The following is an 18348-nucleotide window of genomic DNA, read 5'->3' on the forward strand; positions in this document are numbered from 1 at the left end:
GATAATGCGCGCCACCCGGCGCCAAGCGCCACGTCAGGCCCGCCGCGGTTTTGGCGACTCAATGCGTCACTACAAGCCCGCAGGGGCGGGATAAATGTCCGTGATCAACTTCAACATCGCCCAATGGCGCGCGTGGGCCCCGGGGCTCGACAGCGTGGACGCCTGGCAGGCCTGGAGCCGACAGCCGGTCGTGCTCCAGAGCAGTGATGCCGCGCCCGATGTGTCGTTTTTGCCGGCCATGCAACGCCGTCGCCTCAGCCGACTGGCCCGGATGGCGTTCAGTGTGGGCTGGCCACTGGCCGACGGACGGGAAAACCTGCCGCTGGTGTTTGTCTCGCGGCACGGCGAGACCCCGCGCACCTACGACATCCTCAGCGATCTGGCCAGGGACGAACCACTGTCGCCAACCCAGTTCAGCCTCTCGGTGCACAACGCAATCATTGGCCTGTGGTCGATCATGCGCGGCGAAACCGCCGAAATGACCGCCCTCGCTGCGGCCGGCGACGGCCTCGAACACGGCATGCTCGAAGCCGCCGCCCTGCTCAATGAGGGCGCTGCGGCGGTACTGCTGATCATCACCGAGGAACAACCGCCCGAAGCCTATTCGAAGTGGATCGACGACGTGCCGTTTCCTTATGCGCTGGGTCTGCTGCTGACCCCCGGTACCGACTGGCGGCTGACCTTGAACAGCACCACCGAAGCACTGTCAAAAGCGCACTGGCCCCACGCGCTCAATCTGCTGCGCACCCTGCTCGGCCAGCAAACCCTTTGCCAACATGCCTGGAAAAATCGTGTATGGACCTGGCAACGCAGCCCGTGATCGCGAAGCACCGCGACGCCTACTACTGGCGTCTGCTGGCCACCGCTGCAAGCTTCGCTCTGTTCGGGCTCGGCGGGCTGTGCCTGCGATTAGTGGTTTTCCCGCTGCTCGGCTGCCTGCCGGGCGATGCCATCAGACACCGCCAGCGCGCTCGGCAAACGGTCAGTCGGCTGTTCTGGTTTTTCGTGCGTTTCATGGCCCGCACCGGCGTGCTTACCTACGACATTCAGGGCGCCGAACGCCTCGGTCGTCCAGGGCAGATGATCATCGCCAACCACCCCTCGCTGATCGACGTGGTGTTTCTGATCGGCCTGGTGCGCAACGCCAATTGCGTAGTGAAGAAAAGCCTGTGGGAAAACCCCTTCACCCGTGGCCCGCTGCGCAGCACCGAATACATCAGCAACGACGGCAGCATGGACATGCTCGATGCCGCCGCCGAGTCGCTGCAAAACGGCCAGACCCTGATCATTTTCCCCGAAGGCACGCGTACTCAGCCGGGGCAGGCACCGGCCTTTCATCGGGGGGCCGCAGCGATTGCCCTGCGAGGTGCGAAAATCCTCACGCCGGTGATCATCAAGGTCAGCCCGACCACGCTGACCAAAGCCGAGCCGTGGTATCGGATCCCCAGCCGCCGCGTGCACTTCAGTTTTCGGGTCGGCGCCGATATAGACCCACAGACATTTGCCGCGCAAGGGCCAGCTCCGCAAGCCTCGCGCAAGCTCAACGATTATTTGCACTCTTACTTTATTAAGGAGCTCGCCGAAGATGAGCGATCTGCACCGTGAAATAAAAGGCCTGATCATCGACGCCCTCGGCCTCGAAGACATCAGCGTCGACGACATCGGCGACGACCAGACGCTGTTCGGTGAAGGCCTGGGCCTGGATTCCGTCGATGCGCTGGAACTGGGTCTGGCGATCCAGAAAAAGTACGGCATCAAGATCGACGCCGATGCCAAAGACACCCGCAACCATTTCACCAACGTGGCCAGCCTTGCGGCGTTCGTCACGGCAAAACAGGCAGCTTGAGACCGGACCATGCAAACTCGTGACGACATTTTCAACACCCTGCGTGATGCCCTGGTCGAGCTGTTCGAACTGGAGCCTGCGCGCATCAGTCTGGAATCAAACCTGTATCAGGATCTGGAAATCGACAGCATCGACGCGGTCGATCTGATCGATCACATCAAGCGCCAGACCGGCAAGAAAATCGCCGCCGAAGAATTCAAATCGGTGCGCACCGTCGGTGACGTGGTCGAGGCGGTCTACCGTCTGGTTCAACCGGCCGCATGAGCCGTCTGATCGGCCTCGGCCTGCTGCTGGCCGGTCTGCTGTACCCCTTTGCGGTGTATTTCGGCATGGAACACTTTGCGCCGTGGCAGTTCGGCCTGCTGCTGGGCAGCCTGTGGCTGGCACGGGCCCTGACCGGTGAACGCAAACCCGGCAGCCTGTGGATGGCCTGCGTGGCCATCGGCTTCTGCCTGTTGTTGGCAGTGTTCGACAGCCCGCTGTTGCTGCGTTGGTATCCGGTATTGATCAGCGGCTTCATGCTCGTGCTGTTCAGCCTCAGCCTGAAATACGGCCCGCCAATGGTCGAGCGTCTGGCCCGGCTGCGTGAACCGCAGTTACCGGCCAACGCGATTGTCTACACCCGCAAGGTCACGGTGGCCTGGAGCGTGTTTTTCTTCTGCAACGGTTTGTGCGCCGCCCTGCTGACACTATGGGCGCCGCTGAATTGGTGGATGTTGTACACCGGCCTGATTTCCTACGGATTGATCGGCCTGATGTTTGCCATTGAATGGCTGATACGACAACGGGTAAGAGGCCGTACATGAACTGGATAAAACTTGAGCAGTTGTTGCTCAAGGTCTTGCCCGCGCGGGCAATCAGCCACGCGCCGGCTCTCGATCACGCGCAGTTGTGCGAACAGGCACTGTCTGTTGCCGCCGGCCTGCAAGCCCAGGGTGTGCGACGTCTGGCGTTGCATCTGGAAGATGCCGCCGACCTGGCCATCGCTCTACTCGGCGCGTGGCGCGCAGGCGTCAGCGTGTTGCTGCCTTCGGATCTGCAAGCACAAACCCGCCAGCGTTGGTCGGGCGAAGTCGATCTATGGCTGACCGATCTACCAGGTGACAGCTGTTTGACTGACTTTCAGCAGGCGCCATTGCCCGGCGCCGAACTGGATCTCGACAAGTGCCGTTTGAGCCTGTGCACCTCCGGCTCCAGTGGTGAACCCAAGCGTATCGACAAGACTCTGCGCCAACTGGCCAACGAGGTCGAGGCATTGGAGCAATTGTGGGGCGCGGATCTCGGTGAGGCATGCATCATCGGCAGCGTCGCCACTCAACATATCTACGGTTTACTTTTTCGCGTGTTGTGGCCGCTGTGTGCCGGGCGAGCATTCGTGCGCAAGCAACTGGCCTTCTCCGAGGACATGCAGCGCGCCAGCCGCGAGCATTCGGCCTTCGCCTGGGTCGCGAGCCCGGCGCTGCTCAAGCGCATGGGCGACAACCTCGACTGGCCGGCCCTCAGCGCCGTGCGGCGAGTGTTCTCCTCGGGCGGCGCACTGCCAGCCGACGCGGCGCAGAGCCTGCAACAACGCCTGCAACAGTGGCCGACGGAAATCCTCGGCAGCTCGGAAACCGGCGGCATCGCCTGGCGGCAGGGTGAAACCCTGTGGCAGCCATTCGCCGGTGTCGAACTGAGTCAGGACAACGACGGCGCGCTGTTGATCGCCTCACCGTATCTGCCGACGGGCCATGTCGAACACACCGCCGACGCTGCGCGCATCGCCGCCGATGGTCGTTTCGAACTGCTCGGACGGCTGGACCGGATTGTCAAACTCGAAGAGAAACGAATTTCCCTGCCGATGCTCGAACAAGCGCTGGTCACCCATGACTGGGTCGCCGAAGCACGACTGGGCGTGGTCCAGGAAAACCGTGCCTCCCTCGGCGCATTGCTGGTGCTCAGCGAAACGGGCCTGTTTGCCTTGCGCGAACACGGCCGCCGCAGCCTGACCGAAACCCTTCGTCAGCATCTACGCGAACATTGCGAAGCCCTCGCCCTGCCCCGTCGCTGGCGTCTGCTGCGACAAATGCCGTTGAACAGCCAGGGCAAACTGCCTCAGGCCGACGTCGAAGCACTGCTTGTCGCACCACGGCCGAAAGCCCCCGAAGTGCTGGAGCAAATCGAAACCGACGGCGAATGGAGCCTGCAACTGAGCGTGCCGCCGGACCTGACCTACTTCAGCGGCCACTTCCCCAAAGCCCCGGTGTTGCCCGGCGTGGTCCAGGTTGAATGGGCGCTGAACCTCGGTCGGCAACTACTGAAGCTGAGCGGCCCGTTTGCCGGCATGGAAGTGCTGAAGTTCCAGCAACTGGTGCGCCCCGGCGATGAAGTCCAGTTGCACCTGCGCTTCGATCCCGAGCGCAGCAAGCTGTATTTCGCCTACCGCAACGACACCGCGACCTGCTCCAGCGGCCGAATCCTTCTGGGGACTGGCGATGCATAACCTGTGGCGAGGGAGCTTGCTCCCGCTGGGTTGCGAAGCAGCCCCAAAATTATTCGGCACAATACCGAAGGCGAGCGCTGCGCACTCGAGCGGGAGCAAGCTCCCTCGCCACAAAGCTTGTGTGATCCTGGGGAAAATCCATGCATAACCCCTGCGCAGTAATCCCGGTCTATAACCACGAAACCGCCATCGGCACGGTGGTCGATGCTCTGCTCGCGCAACATCTGCCGTGCATTCTGGTGGACGACGCCAGCACGCCATCCTGCGCGAAAGTGCTGGATGTTTTGGCCGAGCGCGACAACGTCTATCTGGTCCGCCTCACCGTCAATCAGGGCAAGGGCGGCGCGGTGATGACCGGTCTGCGCGAAGCTTCGCGACTGGGTTTCAGCCATGCCTTGCAGGTCGACGCCGACGGTCAGCACGACCTGCACGACGTCGCCCGTTTCGTCGAAGAATCGCAAGCACACCCTGAAGCGATGATCTGCGGTTATCCGCTGTTCGATGAAAGCGTGCCCAAGGGCCGTTTGTACGCGCGCTATCTGACCCACGTAATGGTCTGGATCAACACGCTGTCGTTGCAGATCCGCGATTCGATGTGCGGCTTTCGTGTCTATCCGCTGGCGCCGACGCTGGCCGTGATCGACTCGGCCAAGGTTGGCAAACGCATGGATTTCGACTCGGACATTCTTGTGCGTCTGGCCTGGCGCAATCAGCCGATGCGCTGGCTGCAAACCAGCGTGCATTACCCGCTCGATGGCGTCTCGCACTTCCGGTTGTTCCACGACAACGTACTGATTTCCAGCATGCACACGCGCCTGTTCTTCGGCATGTTACTGCGTTTGCCGGTGATCCTCTGGCGGCGGTGGCGCCCATGACTGTCGAGGCCGACAAAAAGCATTGGGCCGACCGCGAAGAGCGCGGCAGTTTCCTGTTGATGAAATTCACTGCGTTCGCTGCCAAGGTTTTTGGCCGGCGGCTGCTAAGCCCGTTGCTGTACGGTATCGTCCTGTACTTTTTCCTGTTCGGCCGCACCGCTCGACGCAGTGCCTGGCAATACCAGCAACGGCTGGCCGAGTGGAGTAACCGTGCAGACTTGCGCCCGAGTCATTGGCGGGTATTCCGCCAGTTCATGGCGTTCGCCGATTCGATGCTCGACAAGCTCGACGTGTGGAACGGCAACATCCGCATCGAACAGATTGAAATCATCGACCCGGCCCTGCTGCGCAATCAGTTGCGTGGCAGCCGTGGGCAACTGCTGGTTGGCGCACATCTGGGCAATCTCGAAGTGTGCCGGGCACTGGCGGAGATCGGCGAGAAGGTCACCATGAATGTGCTGGTGCACACCAAGCACGCCGAGCAGTTCAATCGACTGCTGGGCGAGGCCGGAGCGACCAATCTGCGCCTGATTCAGGTCAGCGAACTGGACCCGGTGATCATGCTGCAACTGCACGAACGCCTGGAGCGCGGAGAGTGGCTGGCGATTGCCGGTGACCGCGTGCCGCTGCACGGGGGACGCAGCGTGACCGTCGACTTTCTCGGCCACCCGGCGCCGTTCCCGCAAGGCCCTTGGCTGCTGGCCGGCCTGCTGAAATGCCCGGTCAATCTGCTGATGTGCCTGAAACAACCCGACGGCCACTATCGCCTGACCCTCGAGCCCTTCGCCGATGCCGTGACGTGGACACGCCGCGAGCGCGAGCAGGTCATTCATCAGTGGGCCACCCGCTATGCGCAGCGCCTGAGTCACTATTGCCTCGAAGCCCCGCAGCAATGGTTCAACTTTTACCCTTTCTGGAAGACCGATGACGACGCCAACCCATGAGCCGGTAACCTTCGGCGAACGCCCTTTGCGCATCGAAGACGTGCTGGCCCTGGCCAACCGTCAGGCGCCCGTGCAGTTGCAAAGCGATGCGGCTTACCGCGAACGCATTGCCAAGGGTGCGCGGTTCCTCGACTCGCTGCTGGACAAGGAAGGCGTGATCTACGGCGTGACCACCGGTTACGGCGACTCCTGCGTGGTCGCGGTGCCGCTGCATCACGTCGAGGCATTGCCGCGTCATCTCTACACCTTTCACGGTTGCGGCCTCGGCAAACTGCTCGATGCACAAGCTACTCGCGCTGTGCTGGCGGCGCGTTTGCAGTCGTTGTGCCACGGCGTGTCGGGCGTGCGCGTGGAACTGCTGGAGCGTCTGCACGCGTTTCTCGAATACGACATCCTGCCGTTGATTCCCGAAGAAGGTTCGGTGGGCGCCAGCGGTGATCTGACGCCACTGTCCTACGTCGCCGCGACTCTGTCCGGTGAACGTGAAGTGATGTTCCGTGGCGAACGCCGCCAGTCCGCCGACGTGCACCGCGAACTCGGCTGGACGCCATTGGTGCTGCGCCCGAAAGAAGCGCTGGCATTGATGAACGGCACCGCGGTGATGACTGGCCTCGCCTGCCTCGCCTACGCCCGCGCCGATTATCTGCTGCAACTGGCCACGCGCATCACCGCGCTCAACGTGGTCGCACTGCAAGGCAATCCGGAGCACTTCGACGAACGCCTGTTCGCCGCCAAGCCGCACCCGGGGCAGATGCGAGTCGCCGCGTGGCTGCGCAAGGATCTGGCGATCGACGCACCGACCGCACCGCTGCATCGTTTGCAGGATCGCTACTCGCTGCGGTGCGCACCGCATGTGCTCGGCGTGCTGGCCGACAGTCTGAACTGGCTGCGCTCGTTCATCGAAACCGAACTCAACAGCGCCAACGACAACCCGATCATCGACGCCGAAGCCGAGCGTGTGTTGCACGGCGGCCACTTCTACGGCGGCCACATCGCCTTCGCCATGGACAGCCTGAAAAATCTGGTGGCCAACGTCGCCGACCTGCTCGACCGTCAGCTCGCCTTGCTGGTGGACGAGCGCTACAACCATGGCCTGCCAAGCAACCTGTCCGGCGCTCCGGCGGATCGCGCAATGCTCAACCACGGCTTCAAGGCTGTGCAGATCGGCACCAGTGCGTGGACCGCCGAAGCACTGAAAAACACCATGCCGGCCAGCGTCTTCTCACGCTCCACCGAGTGCCACAATCAAGACAAGGTGAGCATGGGCACCATCGCCGCCCGCGACGCAATCCGTGTGCTGGAACTGACCGAACAGGTCGCCGCCGCCACCCTGCTCGCCGCCAACCAAGGCGTCTGGCTGCGGGGTCAGGCCGACGATGCCCGACCACTACCGCCAGCGCTGGCGGCGATGCACGAAGCGCTGACCAAGGACTTCCCGCCGGTCATCGAGGACCGCGCGCTGGAAGGCGAACTGCGCCTGTGCCTGCAACGCATCGCCGCGCAACACTGGAGGCTGCATGCGTAGCGCCGGAGTGATTCACGCCGACACGGAAATCCTCGTGCCGTTTTTCGACGTCGACACCATGCACGTCGTCTGGCACGGCCATTACGTCAAATATCTCGAAGTGGCGCGCTGCGCGTTGCTCGACAAGATCGGCCACAACTACAACCAGATGGTCGACTCGGGTTACGCCTGGCCAGTGATCGATCTGCAACTGCGCTACGTGCGCGGCGCGGTGTTCGGCCAGCGTCTGAACGTGCGCGCCAGTCTGGTGGAGTGGGAAAACCGACTGAAGATCAACTACTTGATCACGGACGCGCAAACCGGCGAACGCCTGACCCGCGCCAGCTCGGTGCAAGTGGCGGTCGAAGTCAGCAGTCGCGAGATGCAACTGGCCTCGCCAAAAATCTTCACCGAGGCCGTGGAAAGGATGCTGCGATGAACCTGATTTCCAGAAGTCTTGGCGCGCTGGCGCTGTTGGCCATATCGACACTGGCCAACGCCTTCGATCTGCAACAACTCAGCGAGCAACTGGCCAAACCGGACGTGATCCACGGCCAGTTCATTCAGGAAAAACACCTGCGCGCCCTGCCCGAGCCGCTGATCAGCAAGGGCAGTTTCGTCCTCGCGAAAAATCACGGCCTGCTCTGGCTGCTGAAAACCCCGCTGCAACAGGATTACCGCATCACTGCCAAAGGCATCGCCCGGCGTGACGGCGATGGCTGGCAACTGTTGCCGAACAAGAGTGCTGGAGCGGAGCAGAACCGTTTGTTCCTCGCCGTATTGCAAGGTGACAGCAGCGGCCTGCAACGGGATTTCGAACTGGCCCTGAGCGGTGACGCGCAACAGTGGAAACTGACCCTGACTCCACGCTCATTGCTGCTCAAGCAAGTGTTCAACCAGATCAACATCGACGGCAGCGCTTTGGTGCAAACCATTGAACTGCTGGAAACCCAGGGCGACAGTACGGTGCTGCGCATGCAGAACAGCACCGCCGGCCAACCGCTGAGCGACACGGAGCAACATGACTTTGCCGAGTGAACGCAGGCTGCCCTGGCTGTTCCTGATCCTGCTGCTGGCGGTTGTCGCGCTGGCCGGCTGGCAATGGCGCGACGGTGCGCCGTTGTCGGCGAACCTGATGGAACTGGTGCCCGGTACCCATCCTGACGCCCTCGAACTGCGCGCCGAACAACGCATGCAGGAACCGCTCAACCGGGAAATGCTGGTGCTGGTCGGCCATGCCGATCGCCAGCAAGCGGTCGCCATGGCGCAGACCCTGGGCGAGCAATGGCAGGCCAGCGGGCTGTTCGAAAAAGTCCAGTGGAACCTGCAAGCGGACTTGCCCGCACTGCGCACGCAGTTGCTGCAAGGACGGCTGGCGATGCTTTCGGCGGATGACCGGCAACTTCTCACCGAGCACCCCGATGCGCTTATTCAACAACGGGTGCAGGCACTGTTCGACCCTTTTACCGGTTTCAGCCTGGTGCCGAGCCAGGATGACTGGCTGGGCCTGACCGGGCGTATCCAGAACAGCCAGCCGAAACACGGCGCGGTGCAACTGGATATCGGCAGCGGCGCATTGGTCGCCGACGCTGACGGCAAGAGCTGGGTGCTGCTGCGGGCGCGCACCACGGGCAACGCGTTCGACATGAACCTGCCGCTGCAAGTCGCCGCCCTGCTGCAACACAGCCGTGAGCAAGCGGCGCAATCAGACGTGCAGTTGTTGGCCGCCAGCGGTCTGCTCTACGCAGCCAATGGTCAGCAGCAAGCGACCCGTGAAATGACTTGGGTCGGGGGCGGCGCGACGGTCGGTATTTTGTTGCTGTTGTTGCTCGCCTTCCGCCGCTGGCGCGTGCTGCTGGCATTCGTGCCGGTGCTGGTGGGCATGTTGTTCGGCGCGGTTGCGTGCGTGGCGCTGTTCGGCCACATGCATGTGATGACGCTGGTGCTCGGCTCCAGCCTGATCGGCGTGGCGGTGGATTACCCGCTGCACTATCTGTCGAAGAGCTGGAGCCTCAAGCCGTGGCGCAGTTGGCCAGCCTTGCGCCTGACCCTGTCCGGGCTGACCCTGAGCCTGCTCACCAGCACCATCGGTTATCTGGCGCTGGCGTGGACGCCGTTTCCGGCGCTGACGCAAATCGCCGTGTTCTCCGCTGCCGGGTTGCTCGGTGCCTATCTGTCAGCCGTGTGCTTGCTGCCGGCGCTGCTGAAAAACGTCGAACTGCGCCCCGCGCAATGGCCGTTGCACCTGGCTGAGCGCATGGTCTATCTGCGCGAGAAGCTGCTCGAACGCGTTCGTACCCCGGTGTTGCTGGCGCTACTGATCGCCTTCTGCGCCGGCGGTCTGGTGCAACTGCAAAGCAAGAACGACATCCGCCAATGGGTCGGCGCACCGCAACGTCTGACCGATGAAGCGCAGACCATTGCGCGCATCACCGGCTATCAGCCAACCAGCCAGTTCTTCCTCGTGCGTGCGGCCAATCAGCAGGAACTGCTGGAGCGACAAGCGGCGCTGAGCGAGCGTCTGGAACAACTGGTCAATCTCGACAAGCTGCAAGGCTATCTCGCCTTGGATCAACTGGTCAGCCCGCCAGGCCAGCAACAGCAAGTACGCGACGCACTGAACAAACTGCCGCAGTTCTGGCAGCCGTTGCTCGACCTCGGCGTGCCCCTCGCTGCGCTGCAAACCGAGCTGCAACAGTTACAGACCCTGCCGACCGAAGACATCGACGCTGCGCTGGCCGGGCCGCTCGGCGAACCGTATCGCACGTTGTGGCTCGGCCCGACCGAGGACGGCGTAGCAGCGATGACCAGCCTGCAGGGCCTGAATAATCCGTCGTTGCTGCGGGTGCAGGCGCTGGATCTGCCGGGGGTGATGCTGGTGGATCGGCTCGGCGATCTGAACAATGTTTTCGCCGCGACGCAGATCAGCGCCGCCGAATTGAAACTCGCCTCCTGCGTGCTGATCGTGCTGGTGCTGATCCTGCCATTCGGCTTCGGCGGCGCATTGCGCATCGTCGCCCTGCCGTTGCTGGCAGCGCTGTGCAGTCTCGCCAGTCTCGGTTGGCTGGGACAACCGCTGACCCTGTTCAGTCTGTTCGGCCTGCTGCTGGTGACGGCGATCAGCGTCGACTACGCGATCCTCATGCGTGAGCAGGTCGGCGGTGCGGCGGTGAGCCTGCTCGGCACCTTGCTGGCGGCTGTGACGACGTGGCTGTCGTTTGGTTTGCTGGCTGTTTCCAGTACCCCGGCCGTGAGCAATTTTGGGCTGTCGGTCAGCCTCGGTCTGGCGTTCAGTTTCATGCTCGCGCCGTGGGCCGGCCGACATGAGCATGCGGCGCCCGTAGCGGAGCCGGCAGCATGATGGTCATCGGTTTCTGGTTGCTGGCCCTGGTGTTGTTCGCCGTCGCCACCCGTGTCGGTCGACATTTCGGCCTGATTCCGATCGTCAGCCAGTTGCTGTTGGCCAGCTTCGGTTTGCCGCTGTTGATGTACTTCTGGATCGAGCCGGGCTGGCAGCTCAGCGGCGCGGAACTGATCGCGCCAGAGTGGCTGAAAAACCTCTACAGTCTGAGTTTTGCGCTGTTGCTCGGGCATATTCTCAGCGACGTGATCGACCTGCGACTGGATCGTCAGAGCGTGAAAATCGCCGTGCCGAGTTTCGCCGTACCGTTCACCTGCGGTCTCGCGGTCGCGTATTGGCTGCTGCCGGCGCAACCCTGGCTCAACTCGCTGGCCATTGGTCTGGTGTTCGCGATTACCGCGATTCCGGTGCTGTACCTGTATCTGCGTCACATCGATTACCCGCCCGCTGCCACCCGACGTCTGGTACAGACCGCGATCCTGATCGACCTGACCTGCTGGACGTTGTTCGGCCTCGCCCAAGGCAGTCTGCACCTGAGCAGTCTGTTGCTGCCGCTGGGTCTCGCTTGCGTGCCGTTGCTGCTGCGCCTGTTCGGTGTGCGCCGACCACTGACTTACAGCTTCGGCTTCTTTGCCCTGTTGGTGATGGCCGAGCACTACAAACTCAACGCGCTGATTTTCGGCATCGGTTATCTGCTGTGCATGGCTGCGTTGAAAGTGCCGCTGGTGCTGCCATTGCCAGCACGCTGGATGAGCCGTTTGCAGACATGGATTGCGATTCCGTTGATCCTCACCTTTGGCATTGTGCAGATTGACGTGCACAGCGCCCTCGCCAGCCTCGGCCCCGCACAATGGGCCGCGCTGCTGATGTTACCGATTGCCAGCAAACTGCTCGGCAACTGGTTCGGTCTCGGTTGGGCCGGCGCTTCGTTCGAAGGTGCCAGCCGCTGGCGCGAAAGTGTGCTGTTGAACATTCGCGGCCTCAGCGAAATCGTCTTTCTCAACTTGCTGTTGCAACAACAGCTCATCACCCCGGCGCTGTACTTCGCGCTGATGCTGATGGGCCTGATCGCGACGCTGTTGCCGGCCCTGATCGGCCTGCATCGCGCGCCCCAGAAACACACCGCCATTGCGCCCGGGAGTTCACGTGCCAACCGTTGAAATGCAACGTCGTCAGGTAGTGATCATCGGTGCCGGTCCGTCCGGCGCCATTGCCGCTGCGCTGCTCAAGCGCAAGGGCCACGACGTGCTGGTGATCGAGCGCCAGCACTTCCCACGCTTTTCCATCGGCGAAAGCCTGCTGAGTCATTGCCTGGATTTCGTCGAAGAGGCCGGCATGCTTGAAGCGGTGAACGCCGCCGGGTTCCAGCGTAAAACCGGTGCCGCGTTTGCCTGGGGCGAGCGCTACAGTGCCTTTGATTTCGGCGATACCTTCACCAACGGCAAGCCCACCACGTTCCAGGTGCAACGCGCCGACTTCGACAAATTGCTGGCTGATCAAGCGGCGCTGCAAGGCGCCGAGATCCGCTATGGCGATGCCATCGTCAGCGTCGATTTCGAACGGGCAAAACCGCGACTCGATGTGCGCCGTGAAGACGGCAGCGAGTACCGGGTCGAGGCGGATTTCGTACTCGATGCCAGCGGCTACGGCCGCGTGTTGTCGCGCTTGCTCGACCTGGAAGCGCCGTCGAATTTCCCGGTGCGTCAGGCAGTTTTCACCCATGTCGAAGATCACATCGACAACCCGGCGTTCGATCGCGAAAAAATCCTCGTCACCACCCATCCACACCATCGCGATATCTGGTTCTGGACGATCCCGTTCAGCAACGGCCGCTGCTCGGTCGGCGTGGTCGCCGCTGCCGAGCACTTCAACGGTCGTGATGCCGACCTCGACGCCTGCCTGCGCGGTTTTATTGCCGAGACGCCAAGCCTCGCTGGCGTGTTGAACAAGGCCGTGTGGGATACCCCGGCACGCACCCTCGGCGGGTACGCGGCCAACGTCAAGACACTGCACGGCCCGGGCTTCGCGCTGCTGGGCAATGCGGCGGAGTTTCTCGACCCGGTGTTCTCTTCCGGCGTGACCATCGCCATGCGTTCGGCGAGCATGGCGGCGGCGGTGCTGCACCGTCAGTTGCAGGGTGAAACGGTCGATTGGCAAGGCGAATTCGCCGAGCCGCTGAAGCGCGGCGTCAACACCTTCCGCTGCTACGTCGAAGGCTGGTACGCCGGGACCTTTCAGGACGTGATTTTCTATGAAGACAGCCAGCCGGAAATCCGCCGGATGATCTGCTCGATCCTCGCCGGCTACGCCTGGGACGAGCGCAACCCGTTCGTCAGCGAAGCGCGTCGCCGCTTGAAGATGATTTCCGAACTTTGTGCAAAGGACGCCCCATGAGTTACCTGAGCGACAGCTACGTCGAGGAAACCCGCTTCGGCTTCTGGTTCCTACGCAGCCACACCTGGCAGCACCACGTGTTGCGCGTGGCGATCAACGATCTCCGTGGCTTGTTCAGCGAGTCGCTGCCGGCGAACCCGGTGTTGCTGGACGCCGGTTGTGGTCAGGGCAAGTCGTTCCGTTACCTGCGCCAGACCTTCGCGCCACAGCGTCTGATCGGCGTCGATGCCGATCCGCACAGCCTGAAGTTAAGCGGCGAAGAGGCGGCGCGTCAGGGTCTGGACGTCGAGTTGATTGGCAGTGATTGCGCGACGCTGAAGGTGCCGGATGCGAGTGTCGATCTACTGTTCTGTCACCAGACCTTTCATCATCTGGTCGAGCAAGAGAAAGCCCTCACCGAGTTTTATCGGGTGCTCAAACCGGGCGGCTATCTGCTGTTCGCCGAGTCCACCGAGGCATACATTGATACGTGGGTGATTCGCTGGTTGTTCCGCCATCCGATGCATGTGCAGAAGAGCGCTGCGCAGTATTTGCAGATGATTCGCGAGCAGGGTTTCGAGTTTGGTGAGCGCAATGTCTCGTACCCGTATCTGTGGTGGAGCCGGTCGAAGGATTTCGGCTTGCTCGAGCGGTTCGGGTTGCGCAAGCCGAAGCCGTTTGGGCAGCGGGAAGAGACGTTGGTCAATGTCGTCGCGCGCAAGCCGCTTGAAGGTGCCGTCTGATGTACCGCATTCGACCTGTACAACCCAAAACCTGTGGGAGCTGGCTTGCCAGCGATAGCGGTGTGTCAGTCAGCGTGAATGCTGGACGTGCCGACCCCATCGCTGGCAAGCCAGCTCCCACAGGATTTCTGGTGTGGCTGATGGTGGTGATGTTTGCCCTGTTGGGTGGTTGCGCCAGCCAGGCGCCCCTGCCTGCGAGCAACCCGACCTTGCCACTGCCATTGCAACTGCACATTGAACGTAACCTCGCCGATCAGCGCCAGGACTGGCTGCTGGTGATTCAGCGCGAAGGCCCCGGCATTCGCTGGTCGATGATGGACCCGCTGGGAATTCCTCAAGCCCGTCAGCAATTGATCGATGGACACTGGCAGGCCGATGGTCTGTTGCCGCCCAATCCTGAAGCCCGTGAGCTGTTCGCCGCATTGCTGTTCGCCCTGATCCCGTCCGGCGAGCTGTTGCGCAATTATCCCGCCGCGCAGCAACAGGCCGGGCAACGCTCGCTGCCGCCGCGCTGGGCGATCCGTTATACGCAACCGTTGAGCTTCGAATTGAACCTGTCCCAAGGCCCGCACTATCGGGTTTCTCCCCTCGGTGACCCGAAGCCATGACTGCCTACCTCAATGCCCTCGGGGTGATCTGCGCCCTGGGCCGCGACAAGCATCAAGTCGCGCAGAACCTGTTTGCCGGTGACTGCTCGGGCATGCGCCGCGAATCCGGCTGGGTGGCCGGGCGCGAGTTGCCGGTGGCGGCGGTGCACGGTGAGTTGACGCCCATTCCGTCAGCCCTGGCCGACCAGAGCAGCCGCAACAATCAGTTGTTGCTGGAAGCCGCGCTGCAGATCCGCGACGACATCGATCGGGCGATCCAGACCTACGGCCGCGAGCGCATCGGCGTGGTCCTCGGCACCAGCACCTCGGGTATCGACGAGGCCAGCCGTGGCTTGGAGCATTACATCCGTGAGCAGCAATTCCCGGCCGAGTACGACTACCGGCAGCAGGAACTCGGCGCGCCGGCCAACTTCCTCGCCGACTGGCTGCAATTGAGCGGCCCGGCCTACGTGATTTCCACCGCGTGCACCTCCAGCGCACGGGCCTTGATGAGCGCGCAGCGTCTGCTTGATCTCGACCTGTGCGACGCAGTGTTGTGTGGCGGTGTCGACAGTTTGTGCAAGCTGACTCTGAATGGATTCTCGTCGCTGGAGGCTGTGTCCGACGAGCGCTGCAATCCGTTCTCGGCCAACCGCAACGGCATCAACATCGGCGAAGCGGCGGTGCTGTTCGTGATGAGCAAGCAGCGTGGCGACGGCCCGGCCATCGCGCTGCTCGGCGCCGGTGCCAGTTCCGATGCTCACCACATCTCGGCCCCGGAGCCGAGCGGTCGCGGCGCCCTGCAAGCGATGCAAAAGGCCTTGAGCCGCGCGCAACTGCAAGCCCCCCAGATCAACTATCTGAACCTGCACGGCACCGCGACCCAGCACAACGACGCCATGGAAAGCCTGGCGGTCGCCACACTGTTCCCGGGCGGCGTAGCCTGCTCGTCGACCAAACCCATGACTGGTCACACGCTCGGCGCGGCCGGGGCACTGGAAGCGGCGTTCTGCTGGTTGAGCCTGAGCGCTGACAACCCGGCACACGGCTTGCCGCCGCACGTCTGGGATGGCCAGGCCGATCCCGGCCTGCCGCCGCTGAAGTGGGTGACCGCGAACGAACGCCTGACGTCCATTGCACCCCGCTACCTGATGAGCAACTCGTTTGCCTTCGGCGGCAATAACGTCAGCCTGATTATCGGAGACGCCCCATGACCGACTGGCCGCTCGCCGACCTGCTGCCCCACGCCGGCGACATGATTCTGATCGACAAGATCGAAAGCTTCGACGATGAACAGATTTACACCCGCCTCACGGTCAAGCCTGACGGCCTGTTCAACCTGCCCGACGGCAGTTTGCCGGCGTGGGTCGGCATCGAGTTGATGGCGCAGAGTGTCGCCGCATTTGCCGGTTGCCACGCACGCCTGAAAGGCAATCCGGTGGAATTGGGTTTCCTGCTCGGCACACGCAAGTTCGAGTGCAACGTCGACGCATTTCCGGCCGGCAGCGAGTTGACTGTCCACGGTATCCGCTCGCTGGAAGACGACAACGGTATGGGCGTTTTCGAATGCCATATCAACGCGCCGGGCATTGAAGTCAGCGCCCGGTTGAACGTGTTTCGCCCGCCCCAACCGTCCCAATATCTGCAACAAACACAGGAGTCGAACGATGACTGAATCCGTACTGGTCACCGGCTCCAGCCGTGGCATCGGCCGCGCCATCGCCCTGCGTCTGGCGCAGGCCGGGCATGACATCGTCGTGCATTGCCGCACCGGCATTGCCGACGCACAAGCGGTGCAGGCCGAAATCGAAGCACTGGGCCGCAACGCACGTGTCCTGCAATTCGATGTTGCCGACCGCGAAGCGTGCAAAAGCATTCTTGAGGCCGACGTCGAAACCCACGGCGCCTATTACGGCGTAGTACTCAACGCTGGCCTTACCCGCGACGGCGCGTTTCCAGCGTTGAGCGACGACGATTGGGACGTGGTGCTGCGCACCAACCTCGACGGTTTCTACAACGTTCTGCACCCGGTGATGATGCCGATGATCCGCCGCCGCGCCGCCGGTCGGATCGTCTGCATCACCTCGGTGTCGGGTTTGATCGGCAACCGTGGCCAGGTCAACTACAGCGCCTCGAAGGCTGGCGTGATCGGCGCGGCAAAGGCATTGGCGATCGAGTTGGGCAAGCGCAAAATCACGGTTAACTGCGTCGCGCCGGGCCTGATCGACACGGCGATGCTCGACGAAAACGTGCCGGTGGAAGAACTGATGAAAATGATCCCCGCGCAGCGCATGGGCACCCCGGAAGAGGTCGCTGGTGCGGTGAATTTCCTGATGTCGGCGGAAGCCTCGTACATCACCCGCCAGGTGCTGGCGGTCAACGGAGGCTTGTGCTGATGAAGCGCGTCGTCGTCACCGGCATGGCCGGCATCACCTCGCTGGGCAGCGATTGGCAGACCATCGCCGGCAACTTCGCGGCCAACCGCAGCGGCATCCGCCGGATGGACGAGTGGGACCGCTTCAGCGAACTCAACACCCGTCTGGCCGGGCCGATCGATGACTTTGTCGTCCCGGCGCACTGGACGCGCAAGCAACTGCGCAGCATGGGCCGGGTGTCGCGGCTGGCGGTCGGCGCGGCGGAACAGGCGCTGGCCGACGCCGGTTTGCTGGGTGATGAGTCGATCAAGGACGGGCGCATGGGCGTGGCTTGTGGTTCGTCCACCGGCAGCACCGACGAGATCAAAGCGTTCGGCAACATGCTGCTCAACTCGGTGGCCGAGGGCCTCAACGCCAACTCCTATGTGCGGATGATGCCGCACACCACGGCGGCCAATATCAGCATCTTCTTCGGCCTCACCGGGCGTCTGATCCCGACGTCCAGCGCCTGCACCAGTGGTAGTCAGGGCATCGGCTACGCCTACGAAGCAATCAAGTTCGGCCGCCTGCCCTTGATGCTCGCTGGCGGCGCCGAAGAGCTGTGCCCGACCGAAGCCATGGTCTTCGACGCGCTGTACGCCACCAGTCTGAAAAACGACGCACCGCAAACCAGCCCACGCCCCTACGACAAGGGCCGCGACGGTCTGGTGATCGGTGAAGGTGGCGGCATGCTGGTGCTCGAAGAGCTGGAACACGCCCTCGCTCGCGGCGCGCACATCCATGCCGAGATCGTTGGTTTCGGCAGCAACGCCGACGGCCAGCACACCACGCGCCCGGAACAGATCACCATGCGCCGCGCCATGGAGCTGGCCCTGGAAGATGCCGGGCTGACAGCGGATGCCATCGGTTATGTAAATGGTCACGGCACCGCTACAGAACAGGGCGACATTGCCGAAACACTGGCGACCAGCAGTTTGTTCGGTGAGCGCATGCCGATCAGCTCGCAGAAGAGTTTTCTCGGCCACACGCTCGGGGCGTGCGGGGCGCTGGAGTCGTGGTTCAGCATCGAGATGATGAATCGCGACCTGTACGTGCACACGTTCAACCTCGACGAGGTCGATCCGCACTGCGGCAAGCTCGACTACCTGCGCGGCGAATTCCGCCAGATGCATCACGAATACGTGATGAACAACAATTTCGCTTTTGGTGGCGTCAACACCTCGTTGATTTTCCGCCGCTGGCACTGACCGCAATACGT

The 18348-nt window shown here is 62.6% G+C and carries 20 protein-coding genes; all 20 read left to right on the forward strand.

From position 1 onward, the window contains the following. Positions 1 to 94: 94 nt before the first annotated feature. The 20 genes from ACIONG_RS19300 to ACIONG_RS19395 all read left to right on the forward strand — a co-directional run bounded on the left by ACIONG_RS19300 (position 95) and on the right by ACIONG_RS19395 (position 18337). Positions 95 to 820: a beta-ketoacyl synthase chain length factor gene (locus tag ACIONG_RS19300; RefSeq protein WP_213027324.1), complete on the forward strand. Its 726-nt coding sequence runs from the start codon at positions 95 to 97 to the stop codon at positions 818 to 820. Further along, positions 796 to 1605: a lysophospholipid acyltransferase family protein gene (locus tag ACIONG_RS19305; protein WP_401301995.1), complete on the forward strand. Its 810-nt coding sequence runs from the start codon at positions 796 to 798 to the stop codon at positions 1603 to 1605. The genes ACIONG_RS19300 and ACIONG_RS19305 overlap by 25 nt, the downstream gene beginning before the upstream one ends. After that, on the forward strand, positions 1586 to 1846 hold the full coding sequence (locus ACIONG_RS19310) for a phosphopantetheine-binding protein (protein ID WP_103305412.1): 261 nt from the start codon (positions 1586 to 1588) through the stop codon (positions 1844 to 1846). The genes ACIONG_RS19305 and ACIONG_RS19310 overlap by 20 nt, the downstream gene beginning before the upstream one ends. Before the next feature lie 9 nt (positions 1847 to 1855). After that, on the forward strand, positions 1856 to 2110 hold the full coding sequence (locus ACIONG_RS19315; protein WP_401301998.1) for an acyl carrier protein: 255 nt from the start codon (positions 1856 to 1858) through the stop codon (positions 2108 to 2110). Next, entirely contained in the window at positions 2107 to 2652 is a 546-nt protein-coding gene (locus tag ACIONG_RS19320; RefSeq protein ID WP_103305413.1) for a hypothetical protein, read from the forward strand. The genes ACIONG_RS19315 and ACIONG_RS19320 overlap by 4 nt, the downstream gene beginning before the upstream one ends. Beyond that, complete coding sequence (locus ACIONG_RS19325) at positions 2649 to 4328, forward strand: AMP-binding protein (protein WP_401302002.1); 1680 nt, start codon at positions 2649 to 2651, stop codon at positions 4326 to 4328. The genes ACIONG_RS19320 and ACIONG_RS19325 overlap by 4 nt, the downstream gene beginning before the upstream one ends. A 140-nt stretch (positions 4329 to 4468) precedes the next feature. Next, positions 4469 to 5203 carry a glycosyltransferase family 2 protein gene (locus ACIONG_RS19330; protein ID WP_401302005.1) on the forward strand — a complete coding sequence of 245 codons (735 nt, stop codon included), beginning with the start codon at positions 4469 to 4471 and terminating at the stop codon, positions 5201 to 5203. After that, a complete protein-coding gene (locus ACIONG_RS19335) occupies positions 5200 to 6147 on the forward strand; it encodes a glycosyl transferase (RefSeq protein WP_401302008.1) in 948 nt (315 codons plus the stop codon). The genes ACIONG_RS19330 and ACIONG_RS19335 overlap by 4 nt, the downstream gene beginning before the upstream one ends. Next, on the forward strand, positions 6128 to 7672 hold the full coding sequence (gene hutH / locus ACIONG_RS19340; protein ID WP_401302011.1) for a histidine ammonia-lyase: 1545 nt from the start codon (positions 6128 to 6130) through the stop codon (positions 7670 to 7672). The genes ACIONG_RS19335 and hutH overlap by 20 nt, the downstream gene beginning before the upstream one ends. Then, a complete protein-coding gene (locus ACIONG_RS19345) occupies positions 7665 to 8090 on the forward strand; it encodes an acyl-CoA thioesterase (RefSeq protein ID WP_401302015.1) in 426 nt (141 codons plus the stop codon). The genes hutH and ACIONG_RS19345 overlap by 8 nt, the downstream gene beginning before the upstream one ends. Beyond that, positions 8087 to 8689 (forward strand): outer membrane lipoprotein carrier protein LolA, encoded by a 603-nt coding sequence (locus ACIONG_RS19350; protein ID WP_401302018.1) that lies wholly within the window; start codon positions 8087 to 8089, stop codon positions 8687 to 8689. Before ACIONG_RS19345 ends, ACIONG_RS19350 begins: the two co-directional genes overlap by 4 nt. Further along, positions 8673 to 11012, forward strand: coding sequence for an MMPL family transporter (locus ACIONG_RS19355; RefSeq protein WP_401302021.1), 2340 nt, complete (start codon positions 8673 to 8675; stop codon positions 11010 to 11012). The genes ACIONG_RS19350 and ACIONG_RS19355 overlap by 17 nt, the downstream gene beginning before the upstream one ends. Further along, positions 11009 to 12172 carry a sodium:proton antiporter gene (locus ACIONG_RS19360; RefSeq protein ID WP_401302024.1) on the forward strand — a complete coding sequence of 388 codons (1164 nt, stop codon included), beginning with the start codon at positions 11009 to 11011 and terminating at the stop codon, positions 12170 to 12172. Before ACIONG_RS19355 ends, ACIONG_RS19360 begins: the two co-directional genes overlap by 4 nt. After that, positions 12159 to 13406: an NAD(P)/FAD-dependent oxidoreductase gene (locus ACIONG_RS19365; protein WP_401302027.1), complete on the forward strand. Its 1248-nt coding sequence runs from the start codon at positions 12159 to 12161 to the stop codon at positions 13404 to 13406. The genes ACIONG_RS19360 and ACIONG_RS19365 overlap by 14 nt, the downstream gene beginning before the upstream one ends. Continuing rightward, complete coding sequence (locus ACIONG_RS19370; RefSeq protein WP_401302030.1) at positions 13403 to 14128, forward strand: class I SAM-dependent methyltransferase; 726 nt, start codon at positions 13403 to 13405, stop codon at positions 14126 to 14128. The genes ACIONG_RS19365 and ACIONG_RS19370 overlap by 4 nt, the downstream gene beginning before the upstream one ends. Beyond that, positions 14128 to 14736: a hypothetical protein gene (locus ACIONG_RS19375; RefSeq protein ID WP_401302033.1), complete on the forward strand. Its 609-nt coding sequence runs from the start codon at positions 14128 to 14130 to the stop codon at positions 14734 to 14736. The genes ACIONG_RS19370 and ACIONG_RS19375 overlap by 1 nt, the downstream gene beginning before the upstream one ends. Continuing rightward, positions 14733 to 15929 (forward strand): beta-ketoacyl-[acyl-carrier-protein] synthase family protein, encoded by a 1197-nt coding sequence (locus ACIONG_RS19380; protein ID WP_401302036.1) that lies wholly within the window; start codon positions 14733 to 14735, stop codon positions 15927 to 15929. The genes ACIONG_RS19375 and ACIONG_RS19380 overlap by 4 nt, the downstream gene beginning before the upstream one ends. Further along, positions 15926 to 16390, forward strand: coding sequence for a hotdog family protein (locus ACIONG_RS19385; protein ID WP_213027313.1), 465 nt, complete (start codon positions 15926 to 15928; stop codon positions 16388 to 16390). Before ACIONG_RS19380 ends, ACIONG_RS19385 begins: the two co-directional genes overlap by 4 nt. Further along, positions 16383 to 17111: a 3-oxoacyl-ACP reductase FabG gene (fabG, locus tag ACIONG_RS19390; RefSeq protein ID WP_401302039.1), complete on the forward strand. Its 729-nt coding sequence runs from the start codon at positions 16383 to 16385 to the stop codon at positions 17109 to 17111. Before ACIONG_RS19385 ends, fabG begins: the two co-directional genes overlap by 8 nt. After that, complete coding sequence (locus tag ACIONG_RS19395; RefSeq protein ID WP_401302042.1) at positions 17111 to 18337, forward strand: beta-ketoacyl-ACP synthase; 1227 nt, start codon at positions 17111 to 17113, stop codon at positions 18335 to 18337. The genes fabG and ACIONG_RS19395 overlap by 1 nt, the downstream gene beginning before the upstream one ends. Positions 18338 to 18348 lie beyond the last annotated feature (11 nt).

The sequence above is a fragment of the Pseudomonas sp. NPDC087817 genome, from assembly GCF_044742875.1.
In the GTDB taxonomy this organism is placed as follows: domain Bacteria; phylum Pseudomonadota; class Gammaproteobacteria; order Pseudomonadales; family Pseudomonadaceae; genus Aquipseudomonas.

Bases quoted from the DNA above. Each gene is read 5' to 3' on its own strand.
- ACIONG_RS19320 (WP_103305413.1), top strand. From the start codon at position 2,107: ATGAGCCGTCTGATCGGCCTCGGCCTGCTGCTGGCCGGTCTGCTGTAC.
- ACIONG_RS19305 (WP_401301995.1), top strand. From the start codon at position 796: ATGGACCTGGCAACGCAGCCCGTGATCGCGAAGCACCGCGACGCCTAC.
- ACIONG_RS19300 (WP_213027324.1), top strand. From the start codon at position 95: ATGTCCGTGATCAACTTCAACATCGCCCAATGGCGCGCGTGGGCCCCG.
- ACIONG_RS19360 (WP_401302024.1), top strand. From the start codon at position 11,009: ATGATGGTCATCGGTTTCTGGTTGCTGGCCCTGGTGTTGTTCGCCGTC.
- ACIONG_RS19370 (WP_401302030.1), top strand. From the start codon at position 13,403: ATGAGTTACCTGAGCGACAGCTACGTCGAGGAAACCCGCTTCGGCTTC.
- ACIONG_RS19325 (WP_401302002.1), top strand. From the start codon at position 2,649: ATGAACTGGATAAAACTTGAGCAGTTGTTGCTCAAGGTCTTGCCCGCG.
- ACIONG_RS19380 (WP_401302036.1), top strand. From the start codon at position 14,733: ATGACTGCCTACCTCAATGCCCTCGGGGTGATCTGCGCCCTGGGCCGC.
- fabG (WP_401302039.1), top strand. From the start codon at position 16,383: ATGACTGAATCCGTACTGGTCACCGGCTCCAGCCGTGGCATCGGCCGC.
- hutH (WP_401302011.1), top strand. From the start codon at position 6,128: ATGACGACGCCAACCCATGAGCCGGTAACCTTCGGCGAACGCCCTTTG.
- ACIONG_RS19330 (WP_401302005.1), top strand. From the start codon at position 4,469: ATGCATAACCCCTGCGCAGTAATCCCGGTCTATAACCACGAAACCGCC.
- ACIONG_RS19345 (WP_401302015.1), top strand. From the start codon at position 7,665: ATGCGTAGCGCCGGAGTGATTCACGCCGACACGGAAATCCTCGTGCCG.
- ACIONG_RS19350 (WP_401302018.1), top strand. From the start codon at position 8,087: ATGAACCTGATTTCCAGAAGTCTTGGCGCGCTGGCGCTGTTGGCCATA.
- ACIONG_RS19395 (WP_401302042.1), top strand. From the start codon at position 17,111: ATGAAGCGCGTCGTCGTCACCGGCATGGCCGGCATCACCTCGCTGGGC.
- ACIONG_RS19385 (WP_213027313.1), top strand. From the start codon at position 15,926: ATGACCGACTGGCCGCTCGCCGACCTGCTGCCCCACGCCGGCGACATG.
- ACIONG_RS19335 (WP_401302008.1), top strand. From the start codon at position 5,200: ATGACTGTCGAGGCCGACAAAAAGCATTGGGCCGACCGCGAAGAGCGC.
- ACIONG_RS19355 (WP_401302021.1), top strand. From the start codon at position 8,673: ATGACTTTGCCGAGTGAACGCAGGCTGCCCTGGCTGTTCCTGATCCTG.
- ACIONG_RS19315 (WP_401301998.1), top strand. From the start codon at position 1,856: ATGCAAACTCGTGACGACATTTTCAACACCCTGCGTGATGCCCTGGTC.
- ACIONG_RS19310 (WP_103305412.1), top strand. From the start codon at position 1,586: ATGAGCGATCTGCACCGTGAAATAAAAGGCCTGATCATCGACGCCCTC.
- ACIONG_RS19375 (WP_401302033.1), top strand. From the start codon at position 14,128: ATGTACCGCATTCGACCTGTACAACCCAAAACCTGTGGGAGCTGGCTT.